Origin of the sequence: Streptomyces sp. NPDC001848, from assembly GCF_042891915.1 — a bacterium.
In the GTDB taxonomy this organism is placed as follows: Bacteria; Actinomycetota; Actinomycetes; order Streptomycetales; family Streptomycetaceae; genus Streptomyces.
In genome coordinates this window covers 299540-317304 of sequence record NZ_JBIATP010000010.1, presented here as the reverse complement: position 1 = coordinate 317304, position 17765 = coordinate 299540, and the positions used below count along the sequence as shown (strand labels likewise).

The following is a 17765-nucleotide window of genomic DNA, read 5'->3' as shown; positions in this document are numbered from 1 at the left end:
GCAGGTGAAGGCCGGCGCGGCGAGACCGCGGGCCCACGGAAGACTCCGGGGGCCCGCGGTCCGCGGCGGGCCGTAAGCTGTGCTCGCTTACCTCACCAGGCGGCTGTTCGCCGCCGCAGTGATGCTGGTGGTCATCATCCTGGTGGTCTTCAGCATCTTCTTCCTCGTCCCCAAGTGGGCGGGCGTGGACATCGCCACGAGCTTCGTGGGCAAGCAGGCAGACCCCCACGCCGTCGCCGCGGTCCGGGAGAAGCTGGGTCTGAGCGACCCGGTCTACGCGCAGGTCTGGCACTTCTTCAAGGGCATCTTCGTGGGCCGCACCTACGCGGCCGGTGGCGATGTCACCCACTGTGCCGCGCCGTGCTTCGGTTACTCATTCCGCAGTGAGCAGGCCGTGTGGCCGGTGCTGACCGACCGCTTCCCGGTGACCCTGGGTCTCGCGCTCGGTGCCGCCGTGCTGTGGCTGGTCTTCGGTGTCGCGGCGGGTGTGCTCTCCGCACTCAAGCGGGGCAGCCTGTGGGACCGCGGCGCGATGGTCGTCGCGCTCAGCGGTGTCTCCCTGCCGATCTACTTCACCGGTCTGCTCTCGCTGGCGATCTTCAGCTACGGGCTGCACTGGATCGACGGCAAGTACGTCTCCATCAGCGACAGCTTCTCCGGCTGGCTCGGCGGCATGATCCTGCCCTGGATCACCCTGGCCTTCCTGTACGCCGCGATGTACGCCCGCATCACCCGCGCCACGATGCTGGAGATCCTCGGTGAGGACTACATCCGCACGGCCCGGGCCAAGGGCCTGACGGAGCAGGTCGTCATCGGCAAGCACGCCATGCGCTCCACGATGACGCCCATCCTGACCATGCTCGGCATGGACCTCGGCGCCCTCATCGGTGGCGCGATCCTCACCGAGACCACGTTCAGCATCCCCGGTCTCGGCCAGGCCGTGCTGAGCGCGATCAAGAACCAGGACCTGCCCATCATCCTGGGCGTCACGCTGATCACTTCCCTCGCGGTGCTCATCGCCAACCTCGTCGTGGACGTTCTGTACGCCGTGATCGACCCCCGAGTGAGGCTCGCATGACCGACATCGGCAAGAGCGCAGCGGCCGTGGGCGAGCCCACCGACGGCTCGCCCGCCCCCACCGCCTTCCTCGAAGTGCGCGACCTCAAGGTGCACTTCCCGACCGACGACGGTCTGGTGAAGTCCGTCGACGGGCTCAGCTTCCAGCTGGAGAAGGGCAAGACCCTCGGCATCGTGGGCGAGTCGGGTTCCGGCAAGTCCGTCACCTCGCTCGGCATCATGGGCCTGCACACCGCCGGCCAGTACGGCAAGCGCAAGGCGCGGATCTCCGGCGAGATCTGGCTGAACGGCACCGAGCTGCTGTCCGCCGATCCCGACCAGGTGCGCAAGATGCGCGGCCGCGAGATGGCGATGATCTTCCAGGACCCGCTGTCCGCGCTGCACCCGTACTACACGATCGGCCAGCAGATCGTGGAGGCGTACCGCATCCACCACGACGTCGACAAGAAGACCGCCCGTAAGCGGGCGATCGAGATGCTCGACCGGGTCGGCATCCCGCAGCCGGACAAGCGGGTCGACAACTACCCCCACGAGTTCTCCGGCGGTATGCGCCAGCGCGCGATGATCGCGATGTCGCTGGTCAACAACCCCGAGCTGCTGATTGCGGACGAGCCGACCACCGCTCTGGACGTGACCGTCCAGGCGCAGATCCTCGACCTCATCCGCGATCTGCAGAAGGAGTTCGGCTCCGCCGTCATCGTCATCACCCACGACCTGGGCGTCGTCGCCGAACTGGCCGACGACCTCCTGGTGATGTACGGCGGCCGCTGCGTGGAACGCGGCCCGGCCGACAAGGTGTTCTACGAGCCCCGCCACCCCTACACCTGGGGCCTGCTCGGCTCGATGCCGCGCCTGGACCGCGAGCAGCAGGAGCGCCTGATCCCGGTCAAGGGCTCCCCGCCCTCCCTGATCAACGTCCCGTCCGGCTGCGCCTTCAACCCCCGCTGCCCGTACGCCGACGTCCCGAAGGACAACGTCACCCGCACCGTCCGGCCCGAGCTGACCGAGGTCGGCAGCCGGCACTGGGCCGCCTGCCACATGTCGCAGGAGCAGCGGGAGCGTATCTGGACCGAAGAGATTGCGCCGAAGCTGTGAGCGAGAACCCCAAAGACACAGCAGTGACGATTCCTGCGCAGAGCGACGGTGCCACCCTCACCAAGGACGCCGCACCCGGCGAGACCCTGCTGAAGGTGACCGGCCTCAAGAAGCACTTCCCCATCCGCAAGGGCCTGCTCCAGCGGCAGGTCGGCGCGGTGCGCGCGGTCGACGGCCTCGACTTCGAGGTCAAGGCCGGTGAGACCCTGGGCGTCGTGGGTGAGTCGGGCTGCGGCAAGTCGACGATGGGCCGGCTGATCACCCGGCTGCTCGAACCCACCGACGGCACGATCGAGTTCGAGGGCAAGGACATCACGCACCTCGGTGTGAGCGGGATGCGCCCGCTGCGCCGCGATGTGCAGATGATCTTCCAGGACCCGTACTCGTCGCTGAACCCGCGCCACACCATCGGCACCATCGTCGGCGCCCCCTTCCGGCTCCAGGGCGTCACGCCCGAGGGCGGCATCAAGAAGGAGGTGCAGCGGCTGCTGTCGGTCGTGGGTCTCAACCCCGAGCACTACAACCGCTATCCGCACGAATTCTCCGGCGGTCAGCGCCAGCGCATCGGCATCGCCCGGGCGCTCGCGCTCAACCCGAAGCTGGTCGTGGCCGACGAGCCGGTTTCCGCGCTCGACGTGTCGATCCAGGCGCAGGTGGTCAACCTGCTCGACGACCTCCAGCAGGAGCTGGGCCTGACGTATGTGATCATCGCGCACGACCTTTCGGTCGTCCGGCACGTCTCGGACCGGATCGCGGTGATGTACCTCGGCAAGATCGTGGAGCTCGCCGACCGGGAGTCGCTGTACAGGGCGCCGATGCACCCGTACACCAAGGCGCTGATGTCGGCGGTGCCGATCCCGGACCCGAAGCGGAAGAACGCCAAGAGCGAGCGCATCCTGCTCAAGGGCGACGTCCCCTCACCGATCGCGCCGCCGAGCGGCTGCCGCTTCCACACCCGGTGCTGGAAGGCGACGGAGATCTGCCGGACCACCGAGCCGCAGCTGCTGGAGCTGAAGCCGGGGCAGCGGGTGGCCTGCCACCACCCGGAGAACTTCGAGGACCAGGCCCCGCAGGACACGGTGCTGCTCTCCGACGCCAAGGAGGCGGCGAAGCTGGTGGCCGACGAGGTCCTGGCGGAGTCGGCGGAGACGTCGGCGGCGGTGGCCGCGGAGGTCGGGGCCGAGGCCGAGGCCGAGACCTCCGACGCGCCGGCTGCGACCGAGGAGCCCTCCGAGGCATCCGGGAACTCGGAGGAGCTCTCTGCGGAGGAAGCTTCCGAGCCCGCGGGCGAGGAGTCGTCGGAGCAGCCCGCCGGTGGGGAGTCGTCGGAGCAGCCCGCAGGTGGGGAGTCGTCGGAGCAGCCCGCAGGTGGGGAGTCGTCGGAGCAGCCCGCAGGTGGGGAGTCGTCGGAGCAGCCCGCCGAGGAGGAGTCCTCGGGCGAGCCCGCCGACGAGGCGTCCGCTCCCGGCAAGCCGGCGGCAGCCGACCGTCAGGAGTCAACCGACAAGTAACGCATGACAACTTGGCAAAGTCATGCACATGACCGAACGGGAGAGTGCAGAGTCCGGCGTGACCGCCCGATCGACTGATCGGCGCACGCTCGAAGGGATGACTCCATGGCACTCTCCCGTTCGGCACGTTCGACGCGCTTAGGGGTCCTGGCCACCGCGGCGGCCTCCTTCCTCGCCGTCGCGGCGTCCTCCGCCCCGGCCCCCGGCTCCGCCGGCGTCGGCGACTCCTACTTCCCGCAGCTCGGCAACGGCGGCTTCGACGCCCGCCACTACGCCCTCGACGTGGCGTACGCCCCGGACACCGGCCGGCTCGACGGCCGTACGACGATCACGGCCCGGGCCACCCAGAGCCTCACCTCCTTCGACCTGGACCTGCAGCAGCTTCAGGTCACGAAGGTCGAGGTGAACGGCAGACGTGCGCAGTTCACGCGTCAGGGCGACGAGATCCGCATCACCCCGCGCGGCGTCCTGCCCAAGGGCCGGGACTTCACGGTCGCCGTCACCTACGGCGGCATCCCGCAGCCCCTCGGCGGCCCGATCGTGTTCGGCTCGAAGTACGGATGGATGAAGACCGCCGACGGCGTCTTCGTCGCCTGCGAGCCCAACGCCGCCTCCACCTGGTTCCCGTCCAGCGACCACCCCTCCGACAAGGCCACCTACGACATCCGCATCAAGGCGCCCAAGGGCCTGACCGCGGTGTCCAACGGACGGCTCGTGTCGACGTACGACAAGGGCGACCAGACCGTCACCCACTGGCGGGAGTCGAAGCCGATGGCCACCTACCTGGCGACGGCGACCATCGGGAAGTTCGACGTGCGGACCGGCAAGACGCCGTCCGGGATCCCGATCTACGTCGCCATCGACCCCGTCCTGAAGAACAGCAACAGCGTCGACGTGTACGCCGTCACCGCCGAGGCCACCGACTACTGGTCGAAGGTCTTCGGCCCGTACCCCTTCGAGGAGACCGGCGCCATCGTCGACGACATGCCCGAGGCCGGCTTCTCCCTGGAGGTGCAGTCGAAGCCCGCGTACTCGGCCGTCCGCAACGAGACGACGATCGTGCACGAGCTGGCCCACCAGTGGTTCGGCGACTCGGTCTCGGTGGAGCGCTGGAAGGACATCTGGCTCAACGAGGGCTTCGCCACCTACGCCCAGTGGCTGTGGGCGGAGCACAAGGGCACCCGCTCGGCGCACGACTCCTTCGTCGCGGCGTACGACGCCCGCCCCGCCGACAACCCCTTCTGGCAGATCGAGGTGGCCGACCCGCAGCGCGACACCATGTTCGCCTCCGCGGTCTACCAGCGCGGCGCGATGACGCTCCAGGCGCTGCGCGAGCGCATCGGCGACACGGCGTTCTTCAGGCTGCTGCCCGCCTGGACCGCGCTGCACCGCTACGGCAACGCCAACACCGCCGACTTCATCCGACTCGCGGAGAAGGTCTCGGGGCAGCGGCTCGACGACCTGTTCCAGAAGTGGATCTTCACCACGGGCAAGCCGACGCTGTAACCTCGGTGCAATCCGGAGTTTGCCTTGCTTTGTAAGGTGCACCCCCTTGGATGAGTGAGAATGTAAGGGTGCTCCAGCAATTGTTCAGCCCCTCCGTCCAGCACACGCTGGATCTCGTCGGCATCTTCGTCTTCGCGATCTCCGGCGCCCTGCTGGCCGTCCGCAAGAACTTCGACGTGTTCGGCATCGCCGTGCTCGCCGAGGTCACGGCGCTGGGCGGAGGGCTGTTCCGGGACGTGGTCATCGGCGCCGTGCCGCCGGCCGCGTTCACGGATCTGGGGTACTTCCTGACCCCGCTGCTCGCCGCTCTCCTGGTGGTCTTCCTCCATCCGCAGGTGGAGCGCATCCAGGTCGCGGTCAACGTCTTCGACGCGGCCGGCCTCGGTCTGTTCTGCGTCGCGGGCACGACGAAGGCGTACGACCATGGACTCGGCCTGACCGCGTCCGCCGCCCTCGGCCTGGCGACGGCCGTGGGCGGCGGTGTCCTGCGTGACGTCCTCGCCAACGAGGTGCCCTCGCTGCTGCGCTGGGACCGCGACCTCTACGCGGTTCCGGCGATCGTCGGGGCCACCATGGTCGCGCTCTGCATACGTCTCGACGCCCTGACCCCGCTCACCTCGGGGCTCGCGGTCGTCACCGCTTTCGTACTACGCCTGATGGCGATGAAGTACCACTGGCGAGCTCCGCGCGCCTGGAACCGGCGGTCCAATGTGGCTGAGGAAGATTCCCCGTGGCCTGGCCGGTCATCTGCTGGCTCAGCCAGGTGAACACCGTCGGGATCTGCGGCCGCCACAGGGCCATGCTGTGCCCGCCGGCGCTGCGCGGGATCAGCACCGCGCGCACCAGTGTCGGCGGTTTCGCGATGGCCTGCAGCGCGGCGGCCGCCTGGTAGCCGTCGCCACTCTCGCCGGACAGGTAGAGCGAGATCCGGGGCGGGGTGCGGTAGCCCTTCAGGATGAAGTACGGGTTGTTCGCCCGGCGCAGCTGGATGTTCCGCGCGGCCAGCGAGTTGCGCTCGCCGATCGGGTCGTTGTAGCCGGACAGGCTGATCGCGGCCCGGTAGCGGTCGGGGTGCGCGACCACGAGCTTCGCGGCGCAGTGCGCCCCCGCGGAGTACCCGGCGGCCGCCCAGCCGTCCGGCGCGGACTGGGCACGGAAGTTGTCCATGATCATCTTGGGGACGTCGATGCTGAGCCAGGTGTCGGCGTTCACGGCGCCCGGGACGTTCGCGCAGCCGGTGTCGACCTTGGCGATGAGGTTGGTGCGCGGTGACACCAGGATGAACGGCTCCACCTGCCCGCTCTTCATCAGCGGCAGCAGCTGCTCGTGCACCTGCAGAGAGCCGAACCAGGCCTTGGCCGAGCCCGGGTAGCCGGACAGCAGCTCCACGACGGGGAACTTCTTGTCCTTGTAGGCGGGGTCGTTGTACTGCGGCGGCAGCCACACGTAGACCTCGGCCTCGACGCCCGAGACCCGGCCCTTGAGCTGGGTGACCTCCACCCCGCCGGCCGCGCGCATGCCCGGGCCGTCGGCCGGCGTGAACGTCTGTTTGACCTTGGGCAGGGCCTTGATCTGGATGCCGCCGGTGCCGTCCTTGCCGAGGTCGGCGGCCTGCTGCACATGGTTGCCCGTGCCGAACAGGTCGGACCAGTTGTCGTAGAGGCCGTTGGCGTTGTTCACCAGGACGAAGACGAGGGTGACGGCCGTCGCCTGGGCGAACACCAGCATGAGCACCCGGACGGCCTGGCGCGCCACCATCGGGCCCCGCAGTCGTGACCACAGGAACAGAGGCAGGACGAGGGCGATCGCCAAGAGGACGATCGACGTGATGAGGAACGGCGTCCCGGTCAGGCTCATCGGCTATGCGGCTCTTCCTGTGAACGGGCGGAACGGGCTGTACGTCTTCTGAGAGGGAGCCGGCGGCCCTTCGGTCACGGACGAGTGCGGACACTTACCGAGAAATTGCCAAAACCTCACCTGTGGATGCCTGGAATCGCGCGGAGTTTCGGCGGGGCGTCACCCACTCGACGCCTCCAAAGCTACTGCTTAGTAATCTCCTGTTGTACCGTTCTGGCATGCCAGAAGCAGCTACCGCACCGGCCGCGCAGGCCACGATCGGCAACAGTGAGTTCGACCGCGACACCGCGGTCACCCGACGGGAACCCGGCGTCTACGACATCGACCTCTCCGCCAGCTGGACGATCATCAACGCCGTCAACGGCGGCTACCTGCTGGCCGTCCTGGGCCGCGCCCTGGCGGACGCCCTGCCGCACCAGGACCCGTTCACGATCTCGGCGCACTACCTGACCGCGTCCCGGCCGGGCCCTGCCGTCGTGCGCACGGACCTGGTACGCACCGGCCGCACCCTCTCCACCGGCCAGGCGTCCCTCTTCCAGTACGACGACGAGGGCCACGAGGTGGAGCGCATCCGTGTCCTCGCCGCGTACGGCGACCTGGACTCCCTCCCCGACGACGTCCGTACCAGCGCGCAGCCGCCCGCGATACCGCCCCTGGACCAGTGCTTCGGCCCGCAGGACGCTCCGGCGCCGATCCCCGGCAGCTCGGCCATCACCGACCGGCTGATGCTCAAGCTGGACCCCGCGACCCTGGGCTGGGCGCTCGGCGCGCCGTCCGGGAAGGGCGAGATGCGGGCCTGGTTCGGCCTCGCCGACGGCCGGGACGCCGACCCCCTCTCCCTGCTGCTCGCGGTGGACGCACTGCCGCCCACCGCCTTCGAGCTGGGAATCTCCGGCTGGGTACCCACGATCGAGCTGACCGTACACGTACGCTCCCGCCCGGCTCCCGGCCCACTGCGCGTATCGATCACCACACGCAACCTCGCCGGCGGCTTCCTGGAGGAGGACGCGGAGGTCTGGGACAGCAACGACCGCCTGGTCGCCCAGTCCCGCCAACTGGCGCGGGCCAGGCTGGCCTGACCCGCGCGCCCTGGGCGGGCGTGCTGCCGGGTGGCCGGGGGCAGCGGGCGGACCCCGTGACCGGAGCGGGCGGCAGCTCGCCGGGGCCGGGGTCGGCGCCGTGTCCGGGTGCAGGGGCGGAGCCCCGCAAGGGGGACCAGGGGCGCCGTACCCGGTCGCGTTCTCGGGGCGGGAGCCCCTGGTGGGGCGGAAGGGTGTCACGTGACAGTTCCCGTCAACGTTTGCGCGGGCCTTTCCGCGCTCGCGATCCTGTGGGCGTGAAGTCCGACCGCCTGCTGTCGATCCTCCTGCTGCTCCAGACCCGCGGCCGCATCCCCGCCCCCGAACTCGCCGAGCGGCTGGAGGTCTCGGTGCGCACCATCTACCGCGACATCGAGGCCCTCGCGGCCTCGGGCGTCCCCGTGTACGCGGAGCGCGGCCGGCACGGCGGCATCGAACTGCTCGCCGGTTTCCGTACGGACGTCACGGGCCTGACCGCCGACGAGTCCCGCGCCCTGTTCATCCTGGCCGCCCAGGGCGCGCACGCCGCGCTCGGCCTGGACGCCGCCCTCGGCTCCGCGCTGCGCAAGGTGATGGCGGCGCTGCCCGCGCCGCACCGCCCGGCCGCCGAGGCCACCAGCCGCCGCATCCTGGTGGACGCCACGCGTTGGAAGGGCGGCCCGCAGCCCGCCGTCGACCTCGGCACCCTCCAGGACGCCGTGTTCGCCGACCGTCGCCTCAGGCTGCGCTACCGGCACAGCGGGGCCACCACCCCGCGCACGTACACCGTGGACCCGTACGGACTCGTCTCGAAGGCGGGCGTCTGGTACCTGGTCGCCGACCGCCGCGGCAGCCCCCGGCTGTTCCGCGCGGACCGGGTGCGCTCGGCGACCCTGCTGCCGGACCCGGTGCGGCGCCGCCCCGGAGTCGAACTCGCCGACGTCTGGGAGGTGCTGCGGCGACAGGTCGAGGAGCGGCCGGGCGGCTACGAGGTGACCGTCCGGGTGCGCCGCGACTTCCTCGACATGTTCCAGCGGCTGACCGCGTCCGCGCTTGTCGCCCTGCCGGAGGACGACGGTGAGAGCCCCTGGGTGAGCGCACGGCTGTCGTACGGGTTCGTCCGCGAGGTGCGCCAACTGCTGGTGTTCGCCGACCGGTTGGAGGTCCTGGCACCCCCCGAGGCCCGCGAGGAACTGGCGCGGGCGGCGGCCTCCGTCACGGAACTGTACCGGCGCGGGGTTTGAGCGATGGGGCGAACGCGCAGGTCAGGACGGCGATTTGGGGGCGGCTTTGCCTGCCGCACAGGCGCGGCGCAGGGCGGTCCGAGGCAAGTCCCAAGCGGCGTTGACTGAGTGCCCGCCCGGAAACTCCCTCATCTTCCTTGGAGTTGTTTCTCATGAAGCGTGCGCGTCTCGTCCCCGCGGTGGCCCTGCCGGCGCTCTCGCCCGTGGTCCTGACGGCCTGCGGTTCGGGCGACTCGTCATCGGCGGGCAACGGCAACTCCGGCCGGAGCACCAGTTGCCCGGCGCCCTCGGGGACGCCGTCCGGTGCCCCTTCCGGCAACCCGTCCGCCCGGCCGTCGGGAGCCCCCTCCGGTGCCCCCACGGGCGGCGCGACGGGCGGGAAGCCGTCGGGTACGTCGGGGATGCCGTCCGGCGGCCCGGGCGGCGGGCCCGGCGGCGGCCGGGGCGGCTGTGGCGGCCCCGGTGGGCAGCCGGCCGGGCAGGGGCGGCAGGCGCCGGGCTGATCTCCGGCCCGCCCCCGGGGACGTCGGGGGCGGACGGGCCGGTACGTGGGCGGGGCGCTCGGGGGACGGGCGCGCCGCCCACGGTCGTCGCGGGCGATCGCCTCGCGGCGGTCACCCCTTCCAGTGGTGGCGGCCGATGCTGATCAGCCGCATCCGCTGTGTCGCGAGCCGGGCCACCCGTTCCCGGTCCCCGGCGCCGCCCTCCAAGGCCTCCAGGAACTGGGAGGCCGTCACCAGCATCTGGTCGACGTACAGACCGGCCAGCATCAGCAGGTCCTCGTCGCTCCACCCCGCGGACTCCGGGTGCTCGGCCAGCGCCACCTTCACTTCCTCGGCGAACCGGGCGAGTTGCCGGCGTATCGCCTCCCGCACGGGCTGGACGCCGCCGTGCCGTTCGCGGGCGATGAACCGTACGTGTGCGGGGTACGCGTCCACATGACGGGCGATCAGGCCGACGGCGCGCTCGATGCGTTCGTCGCTGTCGCCGGTCGCGGAGACCGTGGACTCGATCATCGGGTGGAGGCTGCCGAGGGCCTCCTCGACCAGCTCCACGCCGAGGTCGGCGGTCGACCGGAAATGCCGGTAGAAGGCGGTCGGGGCGACACCGACCGCGCGGGTGACCTCGCGCAGACCCAGGCTGCTCAGGCTCTGCTCCTCCAGCAGACCGAGCGCCGCGTCCAGCAGCGCCTGGCGGGTCTTCTGTTTCTGGGCCTGCCGGATGCCGAGGGTGTGACTCATGCCATGCAGTTAACAACTGTTCTCTGGAATTGGAAAGCCATGGAAGGCGCTAGACTGGGGAGTCAGTGAACAACTGTAACTACAAGCGTTCACCGAACATTCACGAGAGGCATCCCGGAGGGGGATCTCGTCCCATGCTGTTCCTCGTCGCCGCGCTTCTGCTGCTGGGCACCGTCCTGGGCACCGTCGCCCAGGCCCCGCTCTCCTTCACCCTCGTCGCCGCGGCCGTCATCGCCGTATGGCTCGTGGTCTTCGCGGTCCGCGAGCGGCACGGGCGCCGTCGCCACCCGTCGGCCCACTGAAACCGCCGTACGTCCTCGACACTCGGGAGCTGACCGCCATGCATCTCACCGCCGTACGAACGAAGGACACCGCCGCCCGCGGCCAGGACACCGCCGCTCCGGCCGGACGTACCGGGATGCGCGACGCGAACGGCATGGCCGTGGCGTCCTTCGTCCTCGGGCTGCTCGGCCTGCTCGTCCTGAACGTCGTGCTGGGCCCGATCGCCATCGTCCTGGCCGCGGTGGCCCTGTGGCGCGGCACGAGCCGCCGGGGCCGCGCCCTGCTCGGCCTCGGCCTGGGCGTGGCGGACCTGGTGCTCCTGGTGACGTTCATGCAGCTGGACCACACGGTGTCCTGGAGCTTCTGACCGCCGCCACCACGACTTCGGGCGCGGCTGCGCCGAAGCCCGGCCGCACCGGCGGCGCAACGGGCGGGGCCTAGAATTGGCGTCACCATGGCATACCTCGACCACGCCGCGACCACCCCGATGCTTCCCGAGGCGGCAGAGGCCCTGACCGCGCACCTCGGCATCACCGGCAACGCCTCCTCGCTGCACGCATCGGGCCGCCGCGCCAGGCGAACCGTCGAAGAGGCCCGCGAAACCCTCGCCGAGGCCCTCGGCGCCCGCCCCAGCGAGGTGGTCTTCACCTCCGGCGGCACCGAGGCCGACAACCTCGCCGTGAAGGGCCTGTTCTGGGCCCGCCGCGCCGCCGACCCGGCCCGCACCCGGGTCCTCGCCAGCCCCGTGGAACACCACGCCGTCCTGGACGCCGTCCACTGGCTCGGCGAACAAGAGGGCGCCACCGTCGAGTACCTGCCCGTCGACTCCTACGGCCGCGTCCACCCCGAGGCCCTGCGTGAGGCCATCGCCCGCGACCCCGACGACGTCGCCCTCGCCACCGTCATGTGGGCCAACAACGAGATCGGCACCGTCATGCCGGTCCGCGAACTGGCCGAGACCGCCCGCGAGTTCGACGTCCCGCTGCATGCGGACGCCGTCCAGGCCTTCGGTCAGGTCCCCGTCGACTTCGAGGCCTCGGGCCTCGCCGCGATGACGGTTTCCGGCCACAAGATCGGTGGCCCGTACGGCATCGGCGCCCTGGTCCTCGGCCGCCAGTACAGCCCCGTCCCGGTGCTGCACGGCGGCGGCCAGGAGCGCCATGTGCGCTCCGGCACCCTGGACGTCCCCGCCATCGCCGCCTTCGCCGTCGCCGGACGGCTGGCCGCCGAGCACCGCGAGTGGTTCGCCCGCGAGATCGGCGCCCTGCGCGACGAGCTGATCGAGGAGGTCCGCAAGGCGGTCCCCGACGCGATCCTGGGCGGCGACCCGGTGGACCGGCTCCCGGCCAACGCCCACTTCACGTTCCCCGGCTGTGAGGGCGACTCCCTGCTCCTGCTGCTGGACGCACAGGGCATCGAGTGCTCCACGGGCTCCGCCTGCACGGCGGGGGTGGCCCAGCCGAGCCATGTCCTGCTCGCCACCGGCGCGGACCCGGACCTCGCCCGCGGCACCCTGCGCTTCTCGTTCGGCCACACGTCCACGGAGGCCGACGTGGCGGCGGTCGCCAAGGCGATCGGCCCCGCGGTGGAACGTGCGCGCACGGCGGGACTGACCTGACCCGGATCCTTCCGAGCCCTACCGGGCCGGTGCCGTCCGCTCCAGCCGCACCAGCCCCATGTACCGCTCCCAGTCCCAGCGCGGGCCCGGATCCGTGTGGTCCGTGCCCGGCACCTGGGCGTGCCCGATGATGTGCTCGCGGTCGACGGCTATCCCGTACCGCCCGCAGACCGCCGCCGTCAGCCGCGCGTGGATACTCCCCGGCACCGGTTCCCGCGGCCCCGTACCCTTGAAGGGCTATGACTGACACCCCGCAGCGCCCCCTCCGCGTCCTCGCCGCCATGTCCGGCGGGGTCGACTCCGCCGTCGCCGCCGCCCGCGCCGCCGAGGCGGGCCATGATGTGACCGGCGTCCACCTCGCGCTGTCCGCGAACCCGCAGTCGTTCCGCACGGGCGCGCGCGGCTGTTGCACCATCGAGGACTCGCGCGACGCCCGCCGCGCCGCGGACGTCATCGGCATCCCGTTCTACGTCTGGGACCTCGCCGAGAGGTTCCGCGAGGACGTCGTCGAGGACTTCGTCGCCGAGTACGAGGCCGGACGCACCCCGAACCCGTGCCTGCGCTGCAACGAGAAGATCAAGTTCGCGGCCCTGCTCGACAAGGCGCTGGCGCTGGGCTTCGACGCGGTCTGCACCGGCCACTACGCGAAGATCGTGACCCTGCCGGACGGCACCCGCGAGCTGCACCGCGCCTCCGACATGGCGAAGGACCAGTCGTACGTCCTCGGCGTGCTCGACGACAAGCAGCTCGCGCACGCCATGTTCCCGCTCGGCGACACGGTCACCACCAAGGACGAGATCCGCGCGGAGGCCGAGCGCCGCGGCCTCGCGGTCGCCAAGAAGCCGGACTCGCACGACATCTGCTTCATCGCCGACGGCGACACCCAGGGCTTCCTGGCCCGCCGGCTGGGCAGGGCGGAGGGCGACATCGTCGACGAGTCCGGCGCCAAGATCGGCACGCACGACGGCGCGTACGGCTTCACGATCGGCCAGCGCAAGGGCCTCAGGATCGGCACCCCTGCCCCGGACGGCAAGCCGCGCTACGTCCTCGACATCTCCCCGGTCACGAACACGGTGACCGTCGGCCCCGCCTCCGCCCTGGACGTCTCGGCCCTGACCGCCGTCAAGCCCCGCTGGTGCGGAACGGCCCCGGACGGCCCCGGCACCTACACGGCCCAGCTCCGCGCCCACGGCGGCGAGACGGAGGTCACCGCGGAACTGGTCGACGGCGAACTGAGGGTCCGCTTCACCGAGCCGGTCCGCGGCGTGGCCCCCGGCCAGGCGATCGTCCTGTACGACGGCACACGCGTGGTGGGCTCGGCGACGATCGCGTCGACGACGCGGGTGACCACCGCGGTCGCGTAACCCACGGCGCACACCGGCCACTACCGGTCGAAGAACTCCGCCAGCACCGGCGCCAGCACCTCGGGATCCACCCTGTGGGTCTGACCCTCCAGCGTGCGGTGCGTGCCGTGGGGCGCCGCCCGGGCGATCGCCTCGGCCGCCCTGCGCAGCCACGGAGGGCTCGCGTCGCCCGCGACGGCCAGGACCGGGACCGTGATCGAGGCCAGCCGCTCCCGGGGCACCAGGCCGTCGCCCATCACGGCGTCGTCGTAGGCGAGCGTGTGCGCGATCGCCTCCATGTCCGTCCACATGGGGGACTGGCGGGCGGTCGCGATCACCGCCTCGGCCAGGCCGGTGAGCCTGAGGAACAGCTCCACCGCGTCCCCGCGCCGCCCGGCCGCGAGCGCCTCGGTCAGATTCCGGGTGTACTCCGCTCGCTCCTCGGCGCCGCCTTCCCCGTAGTCGGCGAAGGGCACCTCGTACACGGCGACCTGACGGACCGGCAGCCCGCTCGCCGCCGCCCGCAGAGCGAGCGCGCCACCCGACGAGACGCCGTAGAGCGATGCCTCGCCGCCCGCGGCCTCGAAGAGCGCCGCCAGGTCCTCGACCTCGCGGTCGACCGCGTACGGCGCCGTGTCGCCACTCGCACCGCGGCCCCGGCGGTCGTACACGATGACGCTGAAGCGGTCCGAGAGGCGCGCGGCCAGGGGCGCCACCGTGGCGCCCGTGGACATCGCGCCGCTCACGAGGACGACCGCCGGGCCCTTACCGGTGCGTTCGTAGGCGATGGGGGTGCCGTCGCGCGAGATGGTCTGCTTGTCCATACCTGTGAGACTGCCGCAGACCACGGCGACAATCGGTCAAGACACCTCGACTTCGTAGAAGCAGAGGTGGTCCTTGATCCGGGCGACGTCCGGTTTGGGGTCCGGATACGCCCAGACGAGGTCCGGCGCATTCGGCAGGGACCAGTACGACGCCGTGCCCTTGAAGGGGCAGACCGTATGGGTGTCGGAGGGGGTGAGGAGGTCCGTGCGGACGTCCTCGACGGGGATGTAGTACCGCACGGGACAGCCGGTCTCGCGCAGCACCAGGGGGCGGTCGCTGTCCGCCAGGATCTGACCGCCGTGCACCACGCGCACGTGCCGGTCGCCCTGCTCGATGGTGATGGTGTGTCCTTCGGCCATACTTGAAAAGCGCTCGCGGGGACCCGGTTCTTCCCGCGTACGGTGATCGGCATGAACATCTGCGTCTTCCTCTCCGCCGCCGACCTCTCCGAGACCTACACGCGGCCCGCCCGTGAGTTCGCCGAACTGCTCGGCAAGGGCGGGCACACCCTGGTGTGGGGCGGCTCCGACGTGGGGCTGATGAAGGTGGTCGCGGACGGGGTCCACGAGGCCGGCGGGCAGCTGGTGGGCGTCTCCGTCGAGTTCCTCTCGCACAAGGTGAGGGTGGGCGTCGACGGGATGGTGGTCGCGCGGGACCTCGCCGAGCGCAAGAGGCTGCTCCTGGAGAAGGCCGACGCGGTCGTGATCATGGTGGGCGGCATGGGAACCCTGGACGAGGCCACCGAGATCCTGGAGCTGAAGAAGCATGGGCACACCGACAAGCCGGTCGTCCTGCTGAACACCGCGGGCTTCTACGACGGCCTGAAGGAGCAGTTCCGGCGTATGGAGGAGGAGGGCTTCCTGCCCAGGCCCCTCGCGGACCTGGTGTTCTTCGCCGAGGAGCCGGTGGGGGCGCTGGCGTACCTGGAGGAGTCGCTGGGGATCCGGTGACGCGGTGATGCGAGCATGGCGGGCATGGCTACTCATGTGATCACCGGTGCCGGCTCAGGTATCGGCGCGGCCGTGGCCCGCCGCCTGCACGCGCGCGGGGACGACCTCGTGCTGCACGCGCGCGACGCGGGGCGCGCGAAGGAGCTGGCGGCCGAGTTCCCCGGGGTGAAGACCCTGGTGGGCGACCTCGTGGACCCGGACAGGCTGTCCTGGGCGTTCTCGCACCAGAGCCTGCCGGACCGGGTGGACTCCCTGCTGCACGTCGCGGGCGTGGTCGACCTGGGCCGGGTGGGCGAGCTGACCCCGAAGTCCTGGCACCACCAGCTGAACGTCAACCTGATCGCGCCGGCCGAGCTGACCCGCCTCTTCCTGCCCCAGCTGCGCGCGGCACGCGGCCACGTGGTCTTCGTGAACTCGGGCGCGGGTCTGAACGCCCATGCGGAGTGGTCGGCGTACGCGGCCTCCAAGCACGGCCTGAAGGCCCTCGCGGACTCCCTGCGCGAGGAGGAGCACACCAACGGCGTCCGGGTCACCTCGGTCTACCCCGGCCGCACGGCGAGCCCGATGCAGGCCAAGGTCCACCAGCAGGAGGGCAAGCAGTACGACCCGTCCCGGTGGATCGACCCCGAGTCGGTGGCGACGACGGTCCTGATGTGCCTGGACCTGCCGCGGGACGCGGAGGTCAACGACCTGACGGTGCGGCCGGGGCGGTGAGCGCGCCGTGGGTGCACGACGCGGCGAGTGGTGACGAGATCCGCGCATGGCTGGACGGGGTCCGGGGGCGGACCGCGGCCGCGGTGGCGGGCGGGGACGACGGCGGACCGCTCGCCGAGCGTCCCCTCTCGGCGCGGTCTTCGACTCGGACGACCTCGCGGAGCTGCGGGCTCTCACGACGACCGGTGACTTCCTGGACGACATCTACCGCTGCCGCGGCAGCGGGACCGTCGCCCTGCCGGACGCCGAGGGCGAATTCATCGGGAGCGGCAGCCACCACGGCCGTACCGACACCGCCTGGGAGCGGGGGCGCTTCCGCAACAGTCTCCAGGTCGCCGATCCCGAAGGGCTGCTCGCCCTTCTGGAGCGGCATGGGGGACACCGGCGTTGAACCCGGCCCCCGAGGGTTCCGTAGGCTGCCGGGGTGAGTGAAAACAGCCAGTTCACCTTCGGTGCCGCCACCGGTGTGGGGTCCATGCCCGGTGGGGACGCCCGGGAGGCGGCCAAGACCGTCACCGGGAGCTTCGAGGACTTTCCGTTTCTGGCCGAGCTGCCCGCGCGGGGGCCCGGCGCGGACATGATCGGGCGGACCGCCGGGATGCTCGTCGATCTGTACGCGCGCGTGGAGCCCAGCGGCTGGCGGTTCGGGGACCGGCCGGGGCGGGACACCCGGCGGGCGCGCTCCTGGCTCGGCGAGGACCTCGACGCGCTGGAGGAGTTCACCCAGGCCTATGAGGGGCCGCTGAAGGTGCAGGCGGTGGGCCCCTGGACGCTCGCCGCCGCGCTGGAGCTGAAGAGCGGCGAGGCGGCACTGTCCGACCCCGGCGCCTGCCGGGACCTCGCGGGCTCGCTCGCCGAGGGCCTTCGCCTCCATCTCGACGAGGTGCGGCGCCGCGTCCCCGGCGCCCGGCTCGTCCTCCAGCTCGACGAGCCGTCCCTCACCGCCGTACTGCGCGGCCAGGTGAAGACCGCGAGCGGCTACCGCACCCACCGGGCCGTGGACCGGCAGATCGTCGAGGCCACGCTGCGCGACGTGATCGGCGTGCACACGGACGGCCCGGTCGTCGTCCACTCCTGTGCCCCGGACGTCCCGTTCGCTCTTCTGCGCAGGGCCGGCGCAGATGGGGTCTCCTTCGACTTCTCGCTGCTCACCGATCGTGACGACGAGGCGATCGGGGAGGCGGTGGAAGGGGGTACCCGGCTGTTCGCCGGCGTCGTGCCGTCCACGGACGGCCCATTGTCAGACCCTGCCGGTAGCGTCATGGGTGTCAGGACGCTGTGGCGCAGGCTGGGGCTGAATCCGGGGCTTCTCGCGGACGCGGTGACGGTCACGCCGACGTGCGGGCTGGCGGGCGCCTCCCCGGAGTACGCGCGCATGGCGCTCGCGCACTGCGTCCGGGCGGCGAGATCCCTCGCGGACAACCCAGAGTAACGGGAGGACAAC

The 17765-nt window shown here is 71.2% G+C and carries 19 protein-coding genes and 2 pseudogenes; 16 read left to right on the top strand and 5 right to left on the bottom strand.

Annotated features, from left to right (window positions below):
• Positions 1–79: 79 nt before the first annotated feature.
• The 5 genes from ACFYZJ_RS22515 (at position 80) to ACFYZJ_RS22495 (ending at position 5956) form a co-directional block, all read left to right on the top strand.
• The gene (locus tag ACFYZJ_RS22515; RefSeq protein ID WP_388570712.1) at positions 80–1078 is read left to right on the top strand and encodes an ABC transporter permease; all 999 of its coding nucleotides are present in this window, start codon (positions 80–82) and stop codon (positions 1076–1078) included.
• Positions 1075–2172 (top strand): ABC transporter ATP-binding protein, encoded by a 1098-nt coding sequence (locus ACFYZJ_RS22510; protein ID WP_388570711.1) that lies wholly within the window; start codon positions 1075–1077, stop codon positions 2170–2172. Before ACFYZJ_RS22515 ends, ACFYZJ_RS22510 begins: the two co-directional genes overlap by 4 nt.
• Positions 2173–2195: 23 nt before the next feature.
• On the top strand, positions 2196–3683 hold the full coding sequence (locus ACFYZJ_RS22505; RefSeq protein WP_388570709.1) for a dipeptide ABC transporter ATP-binding protein: 1488 nt from the start codon (positions 2196–2198) through the stop codon (positions 3681–3683).
• 105 nt (positions 3684–3788) lie between these two features.
• Positions 3789–5189 (top strand): M1 family metallopeptidase, encoded by a 1401-nt coding sequence (locus ACFYZJ_RS22500; protein WP_388570707.1) that lies wholly within the window; start codon positions 3789–3791, stop codon positions 5187–5189.
• 68 nt (positions 5190–5257) lie between these two features.
• Positions 5258–5956: a trimeric intracellular cation channel family protein gene (locus tag ACFYZJ_RS22495; RefSeq protein WP_388570777.1), complete on the top strand. Its 699-nt coding sequence runs from the start codon at positions 5258–5260 to the stop codon at positions 5954–5956.
• 307 nt (positions 5957–6263) lie between these two features.
• Here ACFYZJ_RS22495 and ACFYZJ_RS22490 read toward each other — a convergent pair.
• Positions 6264–6707: pseudogene (locus ACFYZJ_RS22490) on the bottom strand (alpha/beta hydrolase); the annotation flags it as partial.
• A gap of 557 nt (positions 6708–7264) precedes the next feature.
• Between ACFYZJ_RS22490 and ACFYZJ_RS22485 the strand changes: the two are divergent.
• The 3 genes from ACFYZJ_RS22485 (at position 7265) to ACFYZJ_RS22475 (ending at position 9851) form a co-directional block, all read left to right on the top strand.
• A complete protein-coding gene (locus ACFYZJ_RS22485; RefSeq protein ID WP_388570705.1) occupies positions 7265–8125 on the top strand; it encodes a thioesterase family protein in 861 nt (286 codons plus the stop codon).
• 257 nt (positions 8126–8382) lie between these two features.
• Positions 8383–9348 carry a helix-turn-helix transcriptional regulator gene (locus ACFYZJ_RS22480; RefSeq protein WP_388570703.1) on the top strand — a complete coding sequence of 322 codons (966 nt, stop codon included), beginning with the start codon at positions 8383–8385 and terminating at the stop codon, positions 9346–9348.
• Positions 9349–9500: 152 nt separating this feature from the next.
• On the top strand, positions 9501–9851 hold the full coding sequence (locus ACFYZJ_RS22475) for a hypothetical protein (protein WP_388570701.1): 351 nt from the start codon (positions 9501–9503) through the stop codon (positions 9849–9851).
• Positions 9852–9962: 111 nt separating this feature from the next.
• Here ACFYZJ_RS22475 and ACFYZJ_RS22470 read toward each other — a convergent pair whose 3' ends face one another.
• Positions 9963–10589 carry a TetR family transcriptional regulator gene (locus ACFYZJ_RS22470; protein ID WP_388570700.1) on the bottom strand — a complete coding sequence of 209 codons (627 nt, stop codon included), beginning with the start codon at positions 10587–10589 and terminating at the stop codon, positions 9963–9965.
• 134 nt (positions 10590–10723) lie between these two features.
• Here ACFYZJ_RS22470 and ACFYZJ_RS22465 point away from each other — a divergent pair, with 134 nt between their 5' ends.
• From ACFYZJ_RS22465 to ACFYZJ_RS22455, 3 genes are all read left to right on the top strand, one after another.
• The gene (locus tag ACFYZJ_RS22465; protein WP_388570698.1) at positions 10724–10891 is read left to right on the top strand and encodes a hypothetical protein; all 168 of its coding nucleotides are present in this window, start codon (positions 10724–10726) and stop codon (positions 10889–10891) included.
• Positions 10892–10929: 38 nt separating this feature from the next.
• Positions 10930–11238: a DUF4190 domain-containing protein gene (locus tag ACFYZJ_RS22460; protein ID WP_388570696.1), complete on the top strand. Its 309-nt coding sequence runs from the start codon at positions 10930–10932 to the stop codon at positions 11236–11238.
• Between the two features lie 87 nt (positions 11239–11325).
• On the top strand, positions 11326–12489 hold the full coding sequence (locus tag ACFYZJ_RS22455) for a cysteine desulfurase family protein (RefSeq protein ID WP_388570694.1): 1164 nt from the start codon (positions 11326–11328) through the stop codon (positions 12487–12489).
• 18 nt (positions 12490–12507) lie between these two features.
• Here ACFYZJ_RS22455 and ACFYZJ_RS22450 read toward each other — a convergent pair.
• Positions 12508–12678, bottom strand: a pseudogene (locus tag ACFYZJ_RS22450) (N-acetylmuramoyl-L-alanine amidase); the annotation flags it as partial.
• A gap of 50 nt (positions 12679–12728) precedes the next feature.
• Between ACFYZJ_RS22450 and mnmA the strand changes: the two are divergent.
• A complete protein-coding gene (mnmA, locus tag ACFYZJ_RS22445) occupies positions 12729–13853 on the top strand; it encodes a tRNA 2-thiouridine(34) synthase MnmA (RefSeq protein WP_388570692.1) in 1125 nt (374 codons plus the stop codon).
• A 20-nt stretch (positions 13854–13873) separates the two neighbouring features.
• On the opposite strand, the gene ACFYZJ_RS22440 is transcribed toward mnmA, so the two are convergent.
• Together ACFYZJ_RS22440 and ACFYZJ_RS22435 are read right to left on the bottom strand one after the other, a co-directional pair.
• Complete coding sequence (locus tag ACFYZJ_RS22440) at positions 13874–14656, bottom strand: alpha/beta fold hydrolase (protein ID WP_388570690.1); 783 nt, start codon at positions 14654–14656, stop codon at positions 13874–13876.
• 36 nt (positions 14657–14692) lie between these two features.
• Entirely contained in the window at positions 14693–15016 is a 324-nt protein-coding gene (locus ACFYZJ_RS22435) for a DUF427 domain-containing protein (protein WP_388570689.1), read from the bottom strand.
• A gap of 51 nt (positions 15017–15067) precedes the next feature.
• Here ACFYZJ_RS22435 and ACFYZJ_RS22430 point away from each other — a divergent pair, with 51 nt between their 5' ends.
• Genes ACFYZJ_RS22430 through ACFYZJ_RS22415 form a run of 4 tightly spaced genes read left to right on the top strand, consistent with a single transcriptional unit; the run spans position 15068 to position 17753 of the window.
• Complete coding sequence (locus tag ACFYZJ_RS22430; protein ID WP_388570687.1) at positions 15068–15607, top strand: TIGR00730 family Rossman fold protein; 540 nt, start codon at positions 15068–15070, stop codon at positions 15605–15607.
• A gap of 15 nt (positions 15608–15622) precedes the next feature.
• Positions 15623–16321 carry an SDR family oxidoreductase gene (locus tag ACFYZJ_RS22425; protein WP_388570685.1) on the top strand — a complete coding sequence of 233 codons (699 nt, stop codon included), beginning with the start codon at positions 15623–15625 and terminating at the stop codon, positions 16319–16321.
• Positions 16322–16367: 46 nt separating this feature from the next.
• Entirely contained in the window at positions 16368–16712 is a 345-nt protein-coding gene (locus ACFYZJ_RS22420) for a hypothetical protein (RefSeq protein WP_388570683.1), read from the top strand.
• Between the two features lie 33 nt (positions 16713–16745).
• Complete coding sequence (locus ACFYZJ_RS22415; protein WP_388570681.1) at positions 16746–17753, top strand: methionine synthase; 1008 nt, start codon at positions 16746–16748, stop codon at positions 17751–17753.
• The last annotated feature ends 12 nt before the right edge of the window (positions 17754–17765 follow it).

What these genes read in the sequence shown, in the direction of transcription:
- ACFYZJ_RS22510 (WP_388570711.1), top strand. Translation starts at nt 1,075, where the DNA reads ATGACCGACATCGGCAAGAGCGCAGCGGCCGTGGGCGAGCCCACCGAC.
- ACFYZJ_RS22500 (WP_388570707.1), top strand. Translation starts at nt 3,789, where the DNA reads ATGGCACTCTCCCGTTCGGCACGTTCGACGCGCTTAGGGGTCCTGGCC.
- ACFYZJ_RS22485 (WP_388570705.1), top strand. Translation starts at nt 7,265, where the DNA reads ATGCCAGAAGCAGCTACCGCACCGGCCGCGCAGGCCACGATCGGCAAC.
- ACFYZJ_RS22475 (WP_388570701.1), top strand. Translation starts at nt 9,501, where the DNA reads ATGAAGCGTGCGCGTCTCGTCCCCGCGGTGGCCCTGCCGGCGCTCTCG.
- ACFYZJ_RS22470 (WP_388570700.1), bottom strand. Translation starts at nt 10,589, where the DNA reads ATGAGTCACACCCTCGGCATCCGGCAGGCCCAGAAACAGAAGACCCGC.
- ACFYZJ_RS22465 (WP_388570698.1), top strand. Translation starts at nt 10,724, where the DNA reads ATGCTGTTCCTCGTCGCCGCGCTTCTGCTGCTGGGCACCGTCCTGGGC.
- ACFYZJ_RS22460 (WP_388570696.1), top strand. Translation starts at nt 10,930, where the DNA reads ATGCATCTCACCGCCGTACGAACGAAGGACACCGCCGCCCGCGGCCAG.
- ACFYZJ_RS22455 (WP_388570694.1), top strand. Translation starts at nt 11,326, where the DNA reads ATGGCATACCTCGACCACGCCGCGACCACCCCGATGCTTCCCGAGGCG.
- mnmA (WP_388570692.1), top strand. Translation starts at nt 12,729, where the DNA reads ATGACTGACACCCCGCAGCGCCCCCTCCGCGTCCTCGCCGCCATGTCC.
- ACFYZJ_RS22440 (WP_388570690.1), bottom strand. Translation starts at nt 14,656, where the DNA reads ATGGACAAGCAGACCATCTCGCGCGACGGCACCCCCATCGCCTACGAA.
- ACFYZJ_RS22435 (WP_388570689.1), bottom strand. Translation starts at nt 15,016, where the DNA reads ATGGCCGAAGGACACACCATCACCATCGAGCAGGGCGACCGGCACGTG.
- ACFYZJ_RS22430 (WP_388570687.1), top strand. Translation starts at nt 15,068, where the DNA reads ATGAACATCTGCGTCTTCCTCTCCGCCGCCGACCTCTCCGAGACCTAC.
- ACFYZJ_RS22425 (WP_388570685.1), top strand. Translation starts at nt 15,623, where the DNA reads ATGGCGGGCATGGCTACTCATGTGATCACCGGTGCCGGCTCAGGTATC.
- ACFYZJ_RS22420 (WP_388570683.1), top strand. Translation starts at nt 16,368, where the DNA reads ATGGCTGGACGGGGTCCGGGGGCGGACCGCGGCCGCGGTGGCGGGCGG.